Raw genomic sequence first — 16,056 nt, 5'->3', positions numbered from 1 at the left:
CGTCAGATACGCCGCAGTCGCAGAGCCAGGACACCGAGGCCCGCCCCCAGGCAGGCCAGCCCGGCGCCCAGCGGCAGGACCGGCAGCACCTCGCCGCCCCGCACCACGGGATCGGCCTCGCGGTACGGGGCGGGTTCGGCGTACTGCCGGCTCGCGCCGTGGCCGGCTGCGCCGTCATCGGCACGCGCGGCGCCCGGTGCGGCGAGCAGGAGAAGAGTGGCGAGCGCCGCCGTGATCACGATCAATTCCGTCCACACCCACACCCTCACAGCGCTCGATCCTCCGTAGACCGTCCGATGATGTGTCCAGCGTCACATATACGAAGGAAACGGGCATCTCGAACACGGGGAAAACGTCAGGGTGTCAGGATGATCTTCCCTGTGTGGCCGCTGCGTTCCACGATCCGGTGCGCCTCGCCCGCCTCGCTCATCGGCAGCACCCGGTCCACCACCGGGCGCACCCGCCCCTCCTCGATCAGCGGCCACACCTCCTCGCGCACCGCCGCCACGATCGCCGCCTTCTCCCCGGCCGGCCGCGCCCGCAGCGAGGTGGCGGTCACCGTCGCCCGCTTCGCGAGCAGCGCCCCCAGGTTCAACTCGCCCTTACGGCCCCCCTGGAGCCCGATCACCGCGATCCGGCCCCCGGTGGCCAGCGCCCGCAGATTCCGGTCCAGATAGGAGGCGCCCATGATGTCCAGCACCACATCGACCTCCCCGCGCAGCACCTCCGCGAAGTCCTCCTCCCGGTAGTTGACCAGCACCTGAGCCCCCAACTCCCGGCACACCGCCAGCTTCTCCGCGCTCCCGGCCGTCACCGCCACCCGCGCCCCGCGCGCCACCGCCAGCTGGATCGCCATCGTCCCGATCCCGCTGCCGCCGCCGTGCACCAGCAGCGTCTGCCCCTCCCGCAGCCCGGAATCGCCCCGGAACACGTTCGACCACACCGTGCACACCACCTCCGGCAGCGCGGCGGCCTCCACCGGCGACACCCCCGCCGGCACCGGCAGTACCTGACCCGCCGGCACCACCACCCGCTGCGCGTACCCGCCGCCGCTCAGCAGCGCGCACACCCGCTCGCCGACCGACCAGCCCCGCACCCCCGGACCCACGGCCGCCACCGTGCCCGAACACTCGAGGCCCGGATAGGGCGAGGCGCCCGGCGGCGGATCGTAGAACCCCTGCCGCTGCAGCAGATCCGCCCGGTTCACGGCGGAGGCGGCGACCTCGATCAGCACCTCCCCCTCGCCAGGAGCCGCCGGCTCCGCCACCTCGCTCCACGCCAGCACCTCGGGACCGCCCGGCTCCGTGATCGTGATCGCTCTCATGCTCCGACGCTATCGCCCCCGCCCGCACCCGCGGGCGGGCCCGCGCCGCCGGCTCAGCGCCGCGGAATGCGCCAGGAACCCGGCCCCCGCCGCGGGGTGCCCGCCTCGGGATCCACCGCCGGCGGATGGGACTCCTCCTCCGCCCGGATCCGGTGGATCACCACCAGCCGGTCGGTCAGCTCCAGCCGCGCCGCGTCCGGATGGTCGAACGGCAGCAGCCGGTGACCCCGTATCACCGACACCACCAGATCCTCCACCTCCCGCGGTGACCGGCCCGCCTCCGCCTTCGTCACCGGCCGCTCCCGCAGGGACAGCCCCGTCCCCTGCTGGATCAGATCCTCCATCACCGCGCCGCTGCTCGGGCTGATCATCGAAAGCCCCAGCAGCCGGCCGACCGCGCTGGCGCTGGTGATCACCGAATCCGCGCCGGACTGCTTGAGCAGCGGCACGTTCTCCTCCTCGCGCACCGACGCGACGATCTTCACCGACTTGCTCAACTGGCGGGCGGTCAGCGCCACCAGCACCGCCGTGTCGTCACGCTGGGTGGAGATCACGATCTGCCGGGCCCGGTCGGCCCGCGCGCGTACCAGCACGTCCGAGCGGGTGGCGTCCCCCACGACCCCCGCGTACCCGGCGGCGTTGGCGGCGGCCACCACGCCTTTGCTCGGGTCCACCACGACGATCTGCTCCTGCGGCAGCCCGGTGCTCATCAGGGTCTCGGCGGCGCTGCGGCCCTTGGTGCCGAAGCCGACGATGACGGTGTGATCGCGCAAGATCTTCCTCCAGTGGGCCAGCCGCCACTGCTCGCGGGTGCGCTCGGTCAGGACTTCCAGTGTCGTCCCGACCAGGATGATCAGGAACAGTATGCGCAGCGGTGTGATGAGGAACGTGGTGAGCAGCCGCGCCTTGTCGGTGAACGGCACGATGTCGCCGTAACCCGTCGTGGAGAGCGAGACGGTGACGTAGTAGAGGGAGTCCAGGAAGCCCACCGGCTCCCCGGTGACGTTGTCCCGGTAGCCGCTGCGGTCGAAGTACACGATCACGACCGCCGCCGCCATCACCGCCACCGCCATCAGCAGCCGGCGCGCCACCTGGAGCAGCGGACCGCCCACCGAGCGCGGCAGATGGACGCCGTGCGACTGGTCGTCGGCGTCGCCGCGCTGGGGTGGCACGGTCGGGAAGGCGGCGAGGTTCGGCAGTCTCATGCCCCGGGAAGCTCCAGCAACTGGACCGGATCGTGCGGTGCGAGACCGCCCGGCGGGACGACGGCGAGCGCGGACGCGGCGGCGATGCCGCGCAGCATGGCCGGGCCGGCGTAGTTCAGCGGCAGGACCGGACCGCCGTCGGCCGGGCGGCGCACCGGCACCAGATGGGTGTCCTCGCGGTGCCCGGCGAACGCCTCGCCCGCGACGGCGGCCCGGGTCGCCGGCGGCATCCGGCCGGACAGCGCGTGCAGCAGCGGCGCCGCCAGGGTCAGCAGCCCGGCCACGGCGGCCAGCGGATTGCCCGGGAGACCGACGACCGGCGTGCCGCCGTCCGGGAGTTCGGCCAGCAGCATGGGGTGGCCGGGGCGGACGGTCACCCCGCCGACGAGGGTGGTGGCGCCCAGCGCGCGCAGGGTGGCCCGCAGATGGTCGACGGGGCCCGAGGCCGTACCGCCGGTGGTGACGATCAGGTCGGCGCGGCTGGTCTCGATGGCCTCGCGCAGCGCGTCGGCGTCGTCGCCGAGGCGCCGGGTGACCAGCACCTCGGCGCCCAGGGCGGCCAGCCAGGGGCCGGTCATCGGGCCGAGCGCGTCCCGGATGCGGCCGTCGTGGGGGAGGCCGCGGTGCAGCAGTTCGTCGCCGAGGACGAGCACTTCGGCGCGGGGGAGCGGGTGGACGTCGAGTTCGTCGTACCCGGCGGCGGCGGCCAGCCCGAGCGCGGCGGGCGCGAGCCGGGTACCGGCGGGCAGCAGTTCGGCGCCGGAGCGGCACTCCTGGGCGCGGGGGCGGATGTCGGCGCCGAGCCGGGGCAGCCGGCCGCGCAGCCGGCCGGCGCGGGCCGTGCCGTGTTCGGCCCGGACGATCCCGGTGGTGCCGTCCGGCACCCGGGCGCCGGTCGCGATACGCACCGCCTGGCCGTCGGCCAGCCGCTCCGGGCGGCCGGGCGCGCCGGCCAGCAGCCCGGGACCTGCCAGCTCCCACGGCCCCGGCCCGGACACCGCCCAGCCGTCCATGGCGGAGGTGTCGAAGGCCGGCAGATCGGTGAGCGCGGTGAGCGGGGCCGCCAGGGTGTGGCCGAGCGCCCGCTCCAGCGGCAGCCGGCGCGGCGGCAGCGGTACGGCGCTGCGGTACGCGACGGTGCGGGCCGACTCCCAGGTGTGCGGCGGCGCCGGGCGCCGGTCGGGGGCGTCGGCGGGGTCGGGGACGAGGGGGGCCGCCGGCCGGCGGGCGGGGTGGTCGGGGCGGTGCCCGTTGGCGAGGGCGAGCGCCTCGTCGAACTCGTCGGTCATGCGGGGCGTCCTTCGTCCTGCAGTTCCTGCTCCTGCGCCCAGCGGGCGGCGAGCGCGGCCACCCGGCGGGCGGCCTCGGCGGGGCCGATCCCGTGCTGGGCGGCGGCGTACCCGATCAGGAAGGTGGTGAGCGGGGCCGCCGGACGGGCCACCCCGTGCGCCACGTCGCGGGCCGCGTCCAGCAGCACGGTGCGGTCCAGATCCGGGTCGATGTCGAGTTCGGCGTTGACGGCGGCGATCCATTCGTCCAGCACGGTCCCATGCTCCTTGATCCGGACCCGGGCGGCGGCGATCTCGGCCCAGGTGTCGCAGTCGAACGTTGTGGTGGCCCCGGCCCGCCGGTGCAGGGTGAGAGCCGGGAGCAGCGTACGCAGCGGCGCGCCGTGGACGGCGGGCAGCCCGGCGAGCGCGCGGCGCAGCGGCTCGGTGCGGTACACGGCGGTGAGCGGCTGGTCGCGGCCGTCCGCGTCCTGCTCCAGCACGCCGTCCGCGTCGGGCGGCAGCGCGGCCAGCAGGGCGCGGGGGGTGGCGGGGGTGAGGAAGGGCAGGTCGGTGGCGAGGACGGCGACCAGCGGCGCGGTGACCTCGGCGGCCCCGGCTCCGGCGGCGAGCGCGGCGAGCGGGCCGCCGCCCGGCGGGTCCTCGCGTACCCAGCGCACCGGGCGCCGGGTGGGACGGGGCGGGCCGACGACGACGGTGCGGCGCGCGTCGCGGCAGGCGTCGAGCACCCGGTCGAGCAGCGGCCGGCCGCCGACGGTCACCGCCGCCTTGTCGGCCCCGCCGAGGCGCCGCGCGGCGCCGCCGGCCAGCACGATGGCGTCGAACACGGGTGGGTCGTCCGTCACGTTCCGCACTGTAGACGAGGCGCGGCGGCGGGAGCGCGGCCCTGCCCGGCCATCACGGCGCCGGGGTCTTTCACTCTCCGGGGTGATGACGCAGCGGTGATGTATGACTACTCTGTGTAGTGATCGTTCGACGCGGGGTGGGTCCGCCGCCCCGGCGATGTTCTTCCGAGGAGTTGAGTGCGATGGGTGCGCGTCTCACCGCTGTGGCCGGTCTGGTGGCGATCGCCGTGGGGTCGGGGATGGTTCTCGCCGCCCCGGCGTCCGCGGCGCACGGGGAACTGCGGGGCAAGAACTGGTACGCGACCAACCCCAGCGGCTGTGTCAACGTCCCCGAGCTGCCGCTGAAGGTCTACAACTTCACCAATGAGTACGCCCTCGTCTACCAGCACCGGGACTGCACGGGGGCGATCGCCGAAGTCGTCCCGCCCGGCGGCACCTCCGGTGACTTCTCGGCCTCGATCGGCAGATCCGTCTGGGTCGACTAGCCACCTTCTCCGGGGCGCCGGGCGGAGCGGGCCGGGCGGGCCGGGCGGGTCCGTTCGGACATCCTCAGTCGTGGAAGGTGGTGGTCGACTCCAGGGGAGCCCGTTCGGGAAGGGCCCGAGCGGCGCCGGGGGACACGGGCCGGTGGGGGCATCCCGGAGCATCGGCCGGGCCGTCGTCGAGACGACACACCCGGCGGCGTCCGGAATGCGGTACGGACTCCGCCGGTTGCCGCCGCCACCCGTGTGAGCCGGTGTCGCGCGCCGTGTGAGGGGTGGCGGGCCGGGTACCCGGCCGCGATGCATACCGAAATCACCGTGCGGGTCGACGGAGCACCGCGCCGGCTGACCGTCGACACGCGCACGACGCTGCTGGACGCGCTGCGCGAACGGCTGGGAGTGACGAGTCCCAAGAAGGGCTGCGACCACGGGCAGTGCGGCGCGTGCACGGTACTGTCCGGCGGGAAACGCGTGCTGAGCTGTCTCACCCTCGCCGTCACCCAGGACGGCGCCCGGGTGACCACCGCCGAAGGGCTCGCCGCCGAGGACACCGCCCCCGACGAGCGCGGCCCCGTCGACGGCGACGGGCGCTCCCCCGATGACACCGACCGCCATCTGCACCCGGTGCAGCGCGCCTTCATCGACCGCGACGCGTTCCAGTGCGGCTACTGCACCCCGGGGCAGGTCGTCTCCGCGGTCGGCATGCTCCGGGAGTTCGCGCGGGGCTGGCCGAGCGCCGTCACCGAGGGCGGGCGGGAACCGCGCCTGGACCACGCGGAGATCGCCGAGCGGATGAGCGGCAACCTGTGTCGCTGCGCGGCCTACGTCAATATCGTGCCCGCCATCCAGCAGGCCGCGGCCGAGGCCGGTACGGAGGTGGCCGGATGAGGCCGTTCGACTACCGCAGCCCCGCCGACCCGGCGGAAGCCGTGCGCACGGTCGCCGGGGACCCGACCGCGGTCTTCCTCGGCGGCGGCACGAACCTGGTGGACCACCTCAAGCTCGGCGTCGTCGCGCCCCGCCTGGTCGTCGGCGTCGCCGGCCTGCTGTCCACCGAGGTCGAGGAGCTGGATTCGGGGACCCTGCGGATCGGCGCGGGCGTCAGCAACAGCGAACTCGCCGCGGACCCGCGGGTGCGCGAGCGGTTCCCCGTCCTGTCCCAGGCGCTGCTGTCGGGCGCGTCAGGACAACTGCGCAACATGGCCACCACCGGCGGCAACCCGTTGCAGCGGACCCGCTGCGTGTACTTCCAGGACGTCACCACGCCGTGCAACAAGCGCCGGCCCGGCTCCGGCTGCTCGGCACTCGGCGGCTGGACCCGCAACCACGCGATCCTCGGGGCCTCCGAGCAGTGCGTCGCCGTCCACCCCTCCGACATGGCCGTGGCGATGACCGCGCTCGACGCCGAGGTGCGGGTGCTCGGCCCGGACGGCGAGCGCACCGTCCCGTTCGGCGCACTGCACCGGCTCCCCGGCGACACACCCGAGCGCGACACGGTGCTCGGACACGGCGAGCTGATCACCGCGATCGACCTGCCCGCGCTGCCGATCGCCCGCCGCTCGGCCTACCGCAAGGTGCGCGACCGCGCCTCGTACGCGTTCGCGCTGGTCAGCGTCGCCGCGGCCGTCGAGGTACGGGACGGGGTGATCACCGACGCCCGCATCGCGTTCGGCGGCGTGGCGCACGTGCCCTGGCGCGCCCGCCGGGCCGAGGACGTACTGCGCGGCTCCGAGGTCTCCGACCGCCGCTACCGCGCCGCCGCGGACGCCGAACTCGCCGACGCCCGGCCGCTCGACGGGCTGGACGGCGGCAACGGGTTCAAGATCCCGCTGCTGCGCCGCACCCTCGCCGCCACCCTGCGCGACCTGGTCCGGGAGGGCGCCCGATGACCTTCCTGAGCGCACCGGACGCCATCGGCAGCGACCTGCCCCGCCGGGACGGCCCGGCCAAGGTGCTGGGCACCGCCGTCTACGCCTACGAGACCCCCGCCGACGGCGCCGCCTACGTGCACCCCGTCCAGGCCACCATCGCCCGCGGCCGGATCACGGAGCTGGACACCACCGCCGCCGAGGCACTCGACGGCGTGGCCGCGGTGCTCACCCCCGCCACCACCGAGCGGCTGGCCTCCACCGACGACCGGGAACTGGCGGCCCTCCAGGACGAGGAGGTCGCGTTCCGGGGCCAGGTGATCGCCCTCGTCGTCGCCGACAGCTCCGAGACCGCCCGGCACGCCGCCTCCCTGGTCGAGGTGGCCTACGCGCAACAGGCGCACGACGCCGAACTGCGGGCCGACCGCGACGACCTGTACGCGCCCGAGCAGGTGAACCCCACCTTTCCCACCGATACCGCCGAGGGCGACGTGGAAGCGGCGCTGGCCGCAGCCGAGGTGACCGTCCAGCAGACGTACACCACCGCGATGAACCACAACAACCCCATGGAGCCGCACGCGACGACGGCCCTGTGGGACCCGGCGGACGGCGGCTCCCTCACCCTGTGGGACTCCACCCAGGGCGTCCACCCGACGCGCGCCGCCCTGGCCCGGGTGTTCGGCCTCGACGAGCAGCGGATCCGGGTCGTGTGCCCGTACGTCGGCGGCGGCTTCGGCTCCAAGGGGCAGCCGCACGTCAACGTGGTGCTCGCCGCGCTGGCGGCGCGGGCGCTCCCCGGGCAGCCGGTGCGGCTGGCCCTGACCCGCCAGCAGATGTTCTGCCTCGCCGGCTACCGCACCCCGACGATCCTGCGCTGTTCCCTGGGCGCCGACCGGGACGGTACGCTCACCGCCCTCGCGGTCGATGTCGTCGAGCAGACCTCGCGGATCAAGGAGTTCGCCGAGCAGACCGGGGTGCCCGCGCGGATCATGTACGCCACCGCGAACCGGCGCACCACGCACCGGCTCGCGGCCCTCGACGTCCCGGTGCCGTCCTGGATGCGTGCCCCCGGTGAGTGTCCCGGGATGTTCGGCCCCGAGGTCGCGATGGACGAGCTGGCCGAGCGTCTCGGCATGGATCCGATCGACCTGCGGGTCCGCAACGAACCGGAGGTCGAGCCGGGTTCCGGCAAGCCCTTCTCCAGCCGCAACCTGGTCGGCTGCCTGCGGGAAGGCGCCGAACGTTTCGGCTGGTCGCGGCGGGACCCGCGCCCCGGCGTGCGCCGCCGCGGCGCCTGGCTGGTCGGCACGGGCGTGGCCGCCTCCACGTACCCGGTCAACCGCATGTCGCAGTCGACGGCGGTGATCCGGCGGGTGGGCGACCGCTACGTCGCCGAGATCGGCGCCGCCGACCTCGGCACCGGTACCTGGACCACGCTGCCGCAGATCGCCGCGGACGCGCTCGGGGTGCCGGTGTCCCGGGTGGAGGTGCGGATCGGCGACACCGACTACCCGATGGCGTCGGTGGCGGGCGGGTCCTCGGGCATGACGACGTGGGGTTCGGCCGTGGTGGAGGCGGCCCGTGCCCTGCGCGAGCGGTACGGCAACGAGCCGCCGGACGGTGCCGCGGCGTCCGGCTCCGTCGGCCGGCCCGACGACCGGTACGCCATGCACGCCTTCGGGGCGCAGTTCGCCGAGGCGCACATCCACACGGACACCGGCGAGGTGCGCGTGCCGCGCCTGCTCGGGGTGTTCGCGGCGGGCCGGATCATCAACCCGCGCACCGCTCGGTCGCAGTTCATCGGCGGGATGACCATGGGACTCTCCATGGCGCTGCACGAGAGCAGCGTGCTCGATCCGCGGTCCGGTCATGTCGTCAACCACGACCTCGCCGAGTACCACATCACGGTGAACGCGGACGTCAGCGAGATCGAGGCGTACTGGCTGCCCGAGCACGACCCGCACGTCAACGCCATGGGGTCGAAGGGCATCGGCGAGATCGGCATCGTCGGCACGGCCGCGGCGGTGTCGAACGCGGTGTGGCACGCCTGCGGTGTGCGTGTGCGGGATCTGCCGATCACCCTGGACAAGGTGCTGCCCGCGCTGGAGGAGGGGTAGCGGGCCCGCCCCGTCCCCGGGCCGGTGGTGCGGTACGGGGACGGGGCGGGTCGTCGGCGGGTCGGGCGGGCGGTCAGAGGTCGGCGAGGAGGGAGAGCGGGGATTCCACCCGGTCGGCCACCTGGCGCAGGAAGCCGCCGGCGACCGCCCCGTCGCAGACCCGGTGGTCGAAGGTGAGGGACAGCTGGACCACCTGGCGCAGGGCCAGTTCGCCCTGGTGGGCCCATGGCCTGGGGACGATCCGTCCGATACCGAGCATGGCCGCCTCGGGGTGGTTGAGGATCGGGGTCGAGCCGTCGACGCCGAAGACGCCGTAGTTGTTGAGGGTGAAGGTCGAGCCGGTGAGGTCCGCCGGGGCGAGGGTGCCGGCGCGGGCGGATTCGGTGAGGCGGGTGAGTCCGGCGCCGAGTTCGCGGGTGGTACGGCGGTGGGCGTCGCGCAGGACGGGGACGAGCAGGCCGCGGTCGGTCTGGGCGGCGAAGCCGAGGTGGACGGCGGGGAAGGTGACGATGGTGTTGTCCGCGGGGTCGAAGGTGGCGTTGAGCTGCGGGTAGCGGGCCAGGGCCGCGACGCAGATGCGGGCCAGGAGGGCCAGCAGCGGGAGTTCGGTGGCGCGCCGGGCGGCGAGCAGTTCGGTGGCGTCGGCGTCCACCCAGCAGGTGGCGTCCGGGATCTCGGTCCGGCTGCGGCCGAGCCGGGCGGCGGCGGTGGCGGCGATGCCGCGCAGCGGGGTACGCGTCGCCTCGCCGGCCGTCTCCCGGCTCCGCGCGGACGCCGGTGCGGTGGCGGGCGCGGGCGGTGCGGTGCGTGCTTCGACGTCGGCCCGCAGGATCAGGCCGTCGGGCCCCGAACCCCGTACCGTCCGCAGGTCGATGCCGTGGTCACGGGCGAGCTTGCGCACCAGCGGTGAGATCACCGCGACCGCCGGCCGGGCGGCGGGGGCGGCGGGGGCGGGGGGAGGCGTCCCGGTGGAGGTGGTGGTGCCGGTGCCGTAGCCGACCAGGACCTGCCCGGAACCTCCGTCCGGGGGCCCGTCGTCCGGAAGGTGCGTGTCCGGCCCGGCACCGTCCGGCCCGGCACCGCTCCCGGCGCCCGGCGCGCCGACCCGGACCAGCGGCGAGCCGACCGGCACCTCCTCGCCGACCGCCCCGAACCGCTCCGTGACCACCCCCGCGTACGGGCAGGGGACCTCGACCATCGCCTTGGCCGTCTCCACCTCCACCACCGGCTGATCGACCGTCACCGCGTCGCCGACCTCCACCAGCCAGCGCACGATCTCGGCCCCGGTGAGACCTTCACCGAGGTCCGGGAGGAGAAAGGTCTGAGCCATGGCGTTCACTCCTCCCACTGGAGGCGGGCGACCGCGTCCAGGATCCGGGCGGTGTCGGGCAGATGGTGCCGTTCCAGCAGGGGCGGCGGGTACGGGATGTCGTGGCCGGTGACCCGCAGCACCGGCGCGGCCAGGTGGTGGAAGCAGCGCTCGGTGATCCGGGCCGCGATCTCGGCGCCGGGACCGGCGAAGCCGGCCGCCTCGTGCACCACGACCGCCCGCCCCGTGCGCCGTACCTCGGCGCACACCGTCGCGTCGTCGAACGGCACGAGGGTGCGCAGATCGACCACGCCCAGGTCCCAGCCCCGGCCGCGGGCCTCCTCCGCCGCCGCCAGGCACAGCGGCAGCGACGGGCCGTAGGTGATGAGGGTGGCCGAGGTACCGGGGCGGCGCACCACGGCCCGGCCGAGCGGGGGCACGTCCGGCGGCGCGTCCGGATCGACCGTGTCCTTCGACCAGTACAGCCGCTTCGGCTCCAGGAACACCACCGGGTCGTCCGAGGCGATGGCCTGTCGCAGCAGCCCGTAGGCGTCGGCGACCGTGGCCGGGGTGACCACGTGCAGCCCCGGGGTGGCCATGTAGTACGCCTCGGAGGAGTCGCTGTGGTGTTCCACGCCGCCGATGCCGCCGCCGTACGGGATGCGGATGGTCAGCGGCATGGGCATGGCGCCCCGGGTGCGGTTGCGCATCCGGGCGACGTGCGAGACGAGCTGCTCGAACGCCGGGTAGGCGAAGGCGTCGAACTGCATCTCGACCACCGGCCGCAGCCCGTACATCGCCATGCCGGTGGCGGTGCCCAGGATGCCGGCTTCGGCCAGCGGCGTATCGGCGCACCGCTCGGGCCCGAACTCGGCCGCCAGGCCGTCGGTGATGCGGAAGACGCCGCCCAGGGTGCCGATGTCCTCGCCCAGCAGGTGGACGGTGGGGTCCTCGGCGAGCGCGTCGCGCAGCGCGCGGCGCAGCGCCTCGGCGAGGGAGACGGAACGGGCCGCTGTGCTCGTCATCGGGCCGCCGCCTCCTGCCGCAGCCGGGCCGCCTGTTCGGTGAGCTGGGGGGTGGGCCGCGCGTAGACGTGGGCGAAGAGGTCGTCCGGGTCCAGGACGGGCTCGGCGTTCAGCCGGGCCCGCATCCCGGCCGCCAGCTCCTCGGCGGCGTCCCGGGCCTGGCGCGCGTGGTCCTCGTCCAGCAGCCCGTGCCGCTCCAGGGCCCCGGTCAGCAGCGGCAGCGGGTCGTGTTCGCGCCAGGCGGCGACCTCGGCGTCCTCGCGGTAGCGGGTGGCGTCGTCGGCGTTGGTGTGCGCGTCCAGCCGGTAGGTGAGCGCCTCGACCAGCGTCGGTCCGCCGCCGGCCCGGGCGCGCCGTACCGCGTCGGCCAGCACCTCGTACACGGCGGGCGCGTCGTTGCCGTCCACCAGCCGGCCCGGCATGCCGTACCCGACGGCCTTGTGCGCGATGGTCGGGGCGGCGGTCTGCCGGGCGAGCGGGACGGAGATGGCGAAGCCGTTGTTCTGCACCAGGAAGACGACGGGGGCCTGCCACACGGCGGCGAAGTTCAGGGCCTCGTGGAAGTCGCCCTCCGAGGTGCCGCCGTCGCCCACCATCGCCAGCGCCACCACGTCGTCGCCCTTGAGGCGGGCGGCGTGGGCCAGGCCGACGGCGTGCGGGAGCTGGGTGGCCAGCGGGGTGGCGAGCGGGGCGATGCGATGCGTGTGCGGGTCGTAGCCGGTGTGCCAGTCGCCGCGCAGCAGCCCGAGCGCGGCGACCGGGTCGAGGCCGCGGGCCACGGTGGCGAGGGTGTCGCGGTAGCTGGGGAACAGCCAGTCCTGCTCGGCCAGCACCAGCGCCGCGGCGATCTGGCATGCCTCCTGGCCGGTGGAGGAGGGGTAGACGGCGAGCCGGCCCTGCCGGGTGAGGGCGGTGGCTTGCTGGTTGTAGCGGCGCCCCAGGACGAGGTGCCGGTGGAGGGTACGCCACAGTGCGCGGTCGGGGCCCTCGGGTGGTTCGCGGTCGGTGCCGAGCCGGTGGTACGGCTCGGTCTCGGGCAGCAGTGGCGCCGGATCGGTCCGGGGCGGGCGGCGCCAGGGTGGTACCGGCGCCTGCCCGGTGGTGGGTGACGGCGTTGGTGGTTCGTGCAGCACGGTCATGTCCGCGCCTCCCCTCTCGCGCCTCCGTCTCCCTACCGATTGTTCGGTCGTCGAGGCAGGTTGGCCAGAGCCGGTCGGGCGCTGTGGACCGCTGGCCCCGATTGCCGTGCCATGGGTGCAGGACGTCCAGAAAGGGGAGGCTGCTCCATATGCCGGATGACCAGATGACTCCGAACCCCGCCAGACCCCTCGACCCCATTGACAGCGCGATACTGCTGCACCTGCGGGCGGACGGTCGGGCCTCCATCCGCGAGGTCGCGCAGCGGGTGCACATCTCGCGGGCGAACGCGTACGCGCGCATCAACCGGATGCTGGCGAGCGGGGTGATCCGGGGGTTCACGGCCCGGGTGGATCACGAGCGGGCCGGGCAGGGGGCCGCCGCGTACATCACGCTGAAGATCGTCCAGGACAGCTGGCGGACCGTGCGGGCCCGGCTCGAACGGCTGCCGGGGGCGGCGCACATCGCGCTGGTCAGCGGGGACTTCGACGTACTGCTGCTGGTGCACACCCGGGACAACCGGGAGCTGCGGGAGCTGGTGCTGACCCGGATCCAGGCGATACCGGAGGTGATCAGCACGCGGACGCTGCTGGTGTTCGAAGAAACGGATCTGCTGCCCGAACGGCGACCGGTGCGGCAGGTCGAGAAGACACCGCCCGAACGCCGATGAGATTCCGCCCGGTGCCGGGTCCGTGTCGTGAGAGAACGGATCGCACGATCACGCGATCACGGGATCACCGACATCGGGAGAAGGAGCCATCATGGCCGGCACCCTGGTCACCCTGCAGACCTTCCTCACGCTCGACGGCGTCATGCAGGCGCCGGGCGGACCGGAGGAGGACACCAGCAGCGGGTTCGAACACGGCGGCTGGAGCGTGCCGTACGCGGACGAGGAGTTCGGCGCGGCGGTGGACGGCTGGTTCCGGCGCGGTGAGGGGTACCTGCTGGGCCGCCGGACGTACGACATCTTCGCCGGGTACTGGCCGCACGTGACCGATCCGGACGAATCGCCGATCGCGGAGAAGCTGAACGGGCTGCCCAAGTACGTGGCGTCGCGCACGCCGGACCTGCCCCTGGAGTGGCAGCACTCGACGCAGCTCGGCCCGGACGTGGTGGCGGAGGTGACCGCGCTGAAGCGGCGGGAGCCGGAGCACCCGGGCGGTGAACTCCAGATCCACGGCAGCGGCGAGCTCGCCCGGACGCTGCACGCGGCCGGGCTGATCGACGTGTACCGCCTGTTCGTGTACCCGGTGGTGCTGGGCAGCGGCAAGCGGCTCTTCCCGGAGGGCAGCGCCCCGGCGGCGCTGACACTGGTCGACTCGGCCCTCACCTCGACGGGGGTGACGATCCAGACCTACCACCCGGCGGGCAAGCCGGCCTACGGCTCCTTCTGACCGGCGCCCCCGCCCCCGGGCGGCACCCGCCGCCCGTCAGTACGTGTCGTGCCGGACCGGGCACCTGCCCTCGCTCAGGTCCTTCGCCTCCTCGTCCAGGTAGAAGTTCGGCCGCAGGTCCGCCTCGTCGTAGTAGCGGTGGAAGACCGGGGTGAGGCCGCCGGAGACCGGGGGGACGATCCAGCTCCAGTCGGCCGGGACGATGCGGCCGGCCGCCTCCTCGCGGGCGAGGTGGGTGAGGAAACGTTCCGACTCGGTGTGGTGGTCGGAGATCTTCACGCCCGCCTTGGCGAAGGAGTGCAGGACGGCGATGTTCAGTTCCACCAGCGCGCGGTCGCGCCACAGCGAGGTCTCGCGGCTGGTGTCCAGGTGCAGCAGCCGGCCGATGACGGGCAGCAGGTTGTAGCGGTCGGCGTCCACGAGGTTGCGGGCGCCGATCTCGGTGCCAAGGTACCAGCCGTTGAACGGCGCGAGCGGGTAGTTGATACCGCCGATCGACAGCCGCATGTGGGAGATGGCCGGGACCGCGTGCCAGCGCAGTCCCATCCGGGTGATCTGCGGGTACTCGGGGTGCTCGATCGGCACCTCCATGACCAGCTCCGGCGGCACGTCGAACAGCTGCGGCTTGTCGCCCGGCACCTCGATGACCAGCGGCAGCAGGTCGAACCAGCCGCCCGGCGCCTGCCACCCCATCCGCCGCACCGTCTCGGTGAAGTCCACGTGCCCCGGGTCCCCGACGACCGAGCCGTCCGGCCCGCGGTAGCCCGCGTACCGGATGAGCTGGCTGTTCCACACCCGCGGCGCCCGCCGGTACGGGGTCTCGGGCGCGAAGACGGAGATGACCGGGCGTATCCGGCCCTCGTTGGTGGCCTGCCGCAGGTGGTCGCAGAGGTGGGCGTGGATCTCCTCGGGGGTGCGTGCGGTGCGCCGGTCCAGGACGCGCAGGCTCTTCCAGTACAGCCGGCCGATGCAGCGGCTGGAGTTGCGCCAGGCGACCCGGGCGCCGAAGGTGAGTTCGTCGGTGCTGTGCCGGTACGAGCCGGAGTGCTCGATGTGTTCGCGCACCTGGCGCAGCCGCATGTCCAGCGGCAGTGGCTGGTCGGGGTGCTCCGCGTAGAAGAGGCGGATGAACTCCTCGGCTTCGTTCCAGTCGGCCGCCCCGGTGGTGGTGGTCGTGAGCGGTGTGTGTCCGATGGGACGGTCGCTGTTCATGGACTCCCCGGGGTAGGCGAGCACGGCGGTGCGGCTCGGACAACGCCCCCGTCAATTTAAGTGGTCGGCGGACAACAGTAGTTGATGACCGGCACATGCCGGGTCGCTGTGCCGGTGGCAGGTGCCCCCGCGCTCGGCGACAGGTGCCGCCCGCGCTCAGCGGTGCAGCCGCAGCCCGGCGAACGCCGTGCTGACCACGGCCTCCACCACCGCCTCGTCCACCGGGTCGTCCTGCTCGCCCTGTGGCCGGTACCACTCCGCCACCGAGTTGATCATCCCGAACAGCAGCCGGGCCGCCAGCCGTACGTCCACCTCCGGCCGCAGATCGCCTTCCGCCGCCGCCTGCCGCAGCAGCGCCGCCACCCGCTGGTCGAACTCCCGGCGGCGGGCCAGCGCCCAGCGTTCGGTGTCGGTGTTGCCGCGTACCCGCAGCAGCAGCGTCACGTACGGCAGCCGCCGCATGAGGACGGCGGTGGTGCGGCGGGTCACGTACTCCAGGCGGTCGATGGCGCGGCCCTGCCGGGCGCCCGGCTCGTCCAGGACGGCGGCGAGTCCGTCCAGCGCGTGGCTGACGGCGCGCCGCAGCAGTTCCTCCTTGCTGCGCACGTGGTGGTAGATGGAGGACTTGGAGATACCGGCGGCGCGGGAGAGGTGTTCCATCGAGGTGCCGTCGTAGCCGCGCTCGTTGAACACCTCGACCGCGACCTCCAGCAGGGTCTGCGGGGTGTAGGTGTCGCGCTGCGCGCGCGCCGTTCCAGCGCTCCTGTCGCCTCTGGCGGTCACTCGGCTCTTCCTTCCGCGCTCTTGCCCGACCGATCGTTCGGTAGCAGTATCGTCCATGCCCGACCG

16 protein-coding genes are annotated in these 16,056 nt (G+C 74.1%); 6 read left to right on the top strand and 10 right to left on the bottom strand.

The features are described from left to right. Nucleotides 1–2: 2 nt before the first annotated feature. The 5 genes from BM385_RS12410 to BM385_RS12390 form a co-directional block, all read right to left on the bottom strand. Nucleotides 3–269 carry a hypothetical protein gene (locus tag BM385_RS12410; RefSeq protein ID WP_139275170.1) on the bottom strand — a complete coding sequence of 89 codons (267 nt, stop codon included), beginning with the start codon at nucleotides 267–269 and terminating at the stop codon, nucleotides 3–5. Between the two features lie 86 nt (nucleotides 270–355). Next, the gene (locus tag BM385_RS12405; protein WP_019432086.1) at nucleotides 356–1,324 is read right to left on the bottom strand and encodes an NAD(P)H-quinone oxidoreductase; all 969 of its coding nucleotides are present in this window, start codon (nucleotides 1,322–1,324) and stop codon (nucleotides 356–358) included. A gap of 53 nt (nucleotides 1,325–1,377) precedes the next feature. Continuing rightward, nucleotides 1,378–2,529, bottom strand: a complete 1,152-nt coding sequence (locus BM385_RS12400) for a potassium channel family protein (RefSeq protein ID WP_019432085.1) — start codon at nucleotides 2,527–2,529, stop codon at nucleotides 1,378–1,380. Further along, nucleotides 2,526–3,818 (bottom strand): molybdopterin molybdotransferase MoeA, encoded by a 1,293-nt coding sequence (locus tag BM385_RS12395; RefSeq protein WP_019432084.1) that lies wholly within the window; start codon nucleotides 3,816–3,818, stop codon nucleotides 2,526–2,528. Before BM385_RS12395 ends, BM385_RS12400 begins: the two co-directional genes overlap by 4 nt. Continuing rightward, entirely contained in the window at nucleotides 3,815–4,663 is an 849-nt protein-coding gene (locus BM385_RS12390) for an NTP transferase domain-containing protein (RefSeq protein WP_254791533.1), read from the bottom strand. The genes BM385_RS12395 and BM385_RS12390 overlap by 4 nt, the downstream gene beginning before the upstream one ends. A gap of 182 nt (nucleotides 4,664–4,845) precedes the next feature. Here BM385_RS12390 and BM385_RS12385 point away from each other — a divergent pair, with 182 nt between their 5' ends. From BM385_RS12385 to BM385_RS12370, 4 genes are all read left to right on the top strand, one after another. Then, nucleotides 4,846–5,148: a hypothetical protein gene (locus BM385_RS12385; RefSeq protein ID WP_093843082.1), complete on the top strand. Its 303-nt coding sequence runs from the start codon at nucleotides 4,846–4,848 to the stop codon at nucleotides 5,146–5,148. Between the two features lie 297 nt (nucleotides 5,149–5,445). Continuing rightward, nucleotides 5,446–6,033 (top strand): (2Fe-2S)-binding protein, encoded by a 588-nt coding sequence (locus BM385_RS12380; protein WP_019432081.1) that lies wholly within the window; start codon nucleotides 5,446–5,448, stop codon nucleotides 6,031–6,033. Then, the gene (locus BM385_RS12375; protein ID WP_019432080.1) at nucleotides 6,030–7,034 is read left to right on the top strand and encodes an FAD binding domain-containing protein; all 1,005 of its coding nucleotides are present in this window, start codon (nucleotides 6,030–6,032) and stop codon (nucleotides 7,032–7,034) included. Before BM385_RS12380 ends, BM385_RS12375 begins: the two co-directional genes overlap by 4 nt. Beyond that, nucleotides 7,031–9,130, top strand: coding sequence for a xanthine dehydrogenase family protein molybdopterin-binding subunit (locus BM385_RS12370; RefSeq protein WP_093843081.1), 2,100 nt, complete (start codon nucleotides 7,031–7,033; stop codon nucleotides 9,128–9,130). The genes BM385_RS12375 and BM385_RS12370 overlap by 4 nt, the downstream gene beginning before the upstream one ends. Nucleotides 9,131–9,203: 73 nt before the next feature. Here the strand turns inward: BM385_RS12370 and BM385_RS12365 are convergent, their stop codons facing one another. From BM385_RS12365 to pdhA, 3 genes are read right to left on the bottom strand one after another with little or no spacing between them, the layout of a single operon-like run. After that, entirely contained in the window at nucleotides 9,204–10,460 is a 1,257-nt protein-coding gene (locus tag BM385_RS12365) for a dihydrolipoamide acetyltransferase family protein (RefSeq protein WP_093843080.1), read from the bottom strand. Nucleotides 10,461–10,465: 5 nt separating this feature from the next. Beyond that, on the bottom strand, nucleotides 10,466–11,464 hold the full coding sequence (locus tag BM385_RS12360) for an alpha-ketoacid dehydrogenase subunit beta (protein ID WP_093843079.1): 999 nt from the start codon (nucleotides 11,462–11,464) through the stop codon (nucleotides 10,466–10,468). Further along, nucleotides 11,461–12,603 (bottom strand): pyruvate dehydrogenase (acetyl-transferring) E1 component subunit alpha, encoded by a 1,143-nt coding sequence (gene pdhA, locus BM385_RS12355; RefSeq protein WP_093843078.1) that lies wholly within the window; start codon nucleotides 12,601–12,603, stop codon nucleotides 11,461–11,463. The genes BM385_RS12360 and pdhA overlap by 4 nt, the downstream gene beginning before the upstream one ends. Before the next feature lie 149 nt (nucleotides 12,604–12,752). On the opposite strand from pdhA, the gene BM385_RS12350 reads away from it, so the two are divergent. Both BM385_RS12350 and BM385_RS12345 read left to right on the top strand, forming a co-directional pair. Continuing rightward, nucleotides 12,753–13,271, top strand: coding sequence for an Lrp/AsnC family transcriptional regulator (locus tag BM385_RS12350; RefSeq protein WP_019432075.1), 519 nt, complete (start codon nucleotides 12,753–12,755; stop codon nucleotides 13,269–13,271). 91 nt (nucleotides 13,272–13,362) lie between these two features. After that, nucleotides 13,363–13,995: a dihydrofolate reductase family protein gene (locus tag BM385_RS12345; protein WP_093843077.1), complete on the top strand. Its 633-nt coding sequence runs from the start codon at nucleotides 13,363–13,365 to the stop codon at nucleotides 13,993–13,995. A 36-nt stretch (nucleotides 13,996–14,031) separates the two neighbouring features. Here the strand turns inward: BM385_RS12345 and BM385_RS12340 are convergent, their stop codons facing one another. Further along, nucleotides 14,032–15,207: a nitric oxide synthase oxygenase gene (locus BM385_RS12340; protein ID WP_093843076.1), complete on the bottom strand. Its 1,176-nt coding sequence runs from the start codon at nucleotides 15,205–15,207 to the stop codon at nucleotides 14,032–14,034. Nucleotides 15,208–15,363: 156 nt separating this feature from the next. Further along, on the bottom strand, nucleotides 15,364–15,990 hold the full coding sequence (locus BM385_RS12335; RefSeq protein ID WP_019432071.1) for a TetR-type transcription factor C-terminal domain-containing protein: 627 nt from the start codon (nucleotides 15,988–15,990) through the stop codon (nucleotides 15,364–15,366). Between the last annotated feature and the right edge of the window lie 66 nt (nucleotides 15,991–16,056).

The sequence above is a fragment of the Streptomyces harbinensis genome (genome assembly GCF_900116145.1).
Taxonomy (GTDB): Bacteria; Actinomycetota; Actinomycetes; order Streptomycetales; family Streptomycetaceae; genus Streptomyces; species Streptomyces carpaticus.
The sequence above is the reverse complement of the archived record's forward strand: the minus strand, read 5'-3'. Positions and strand labels throughout refer to the sequence as shown.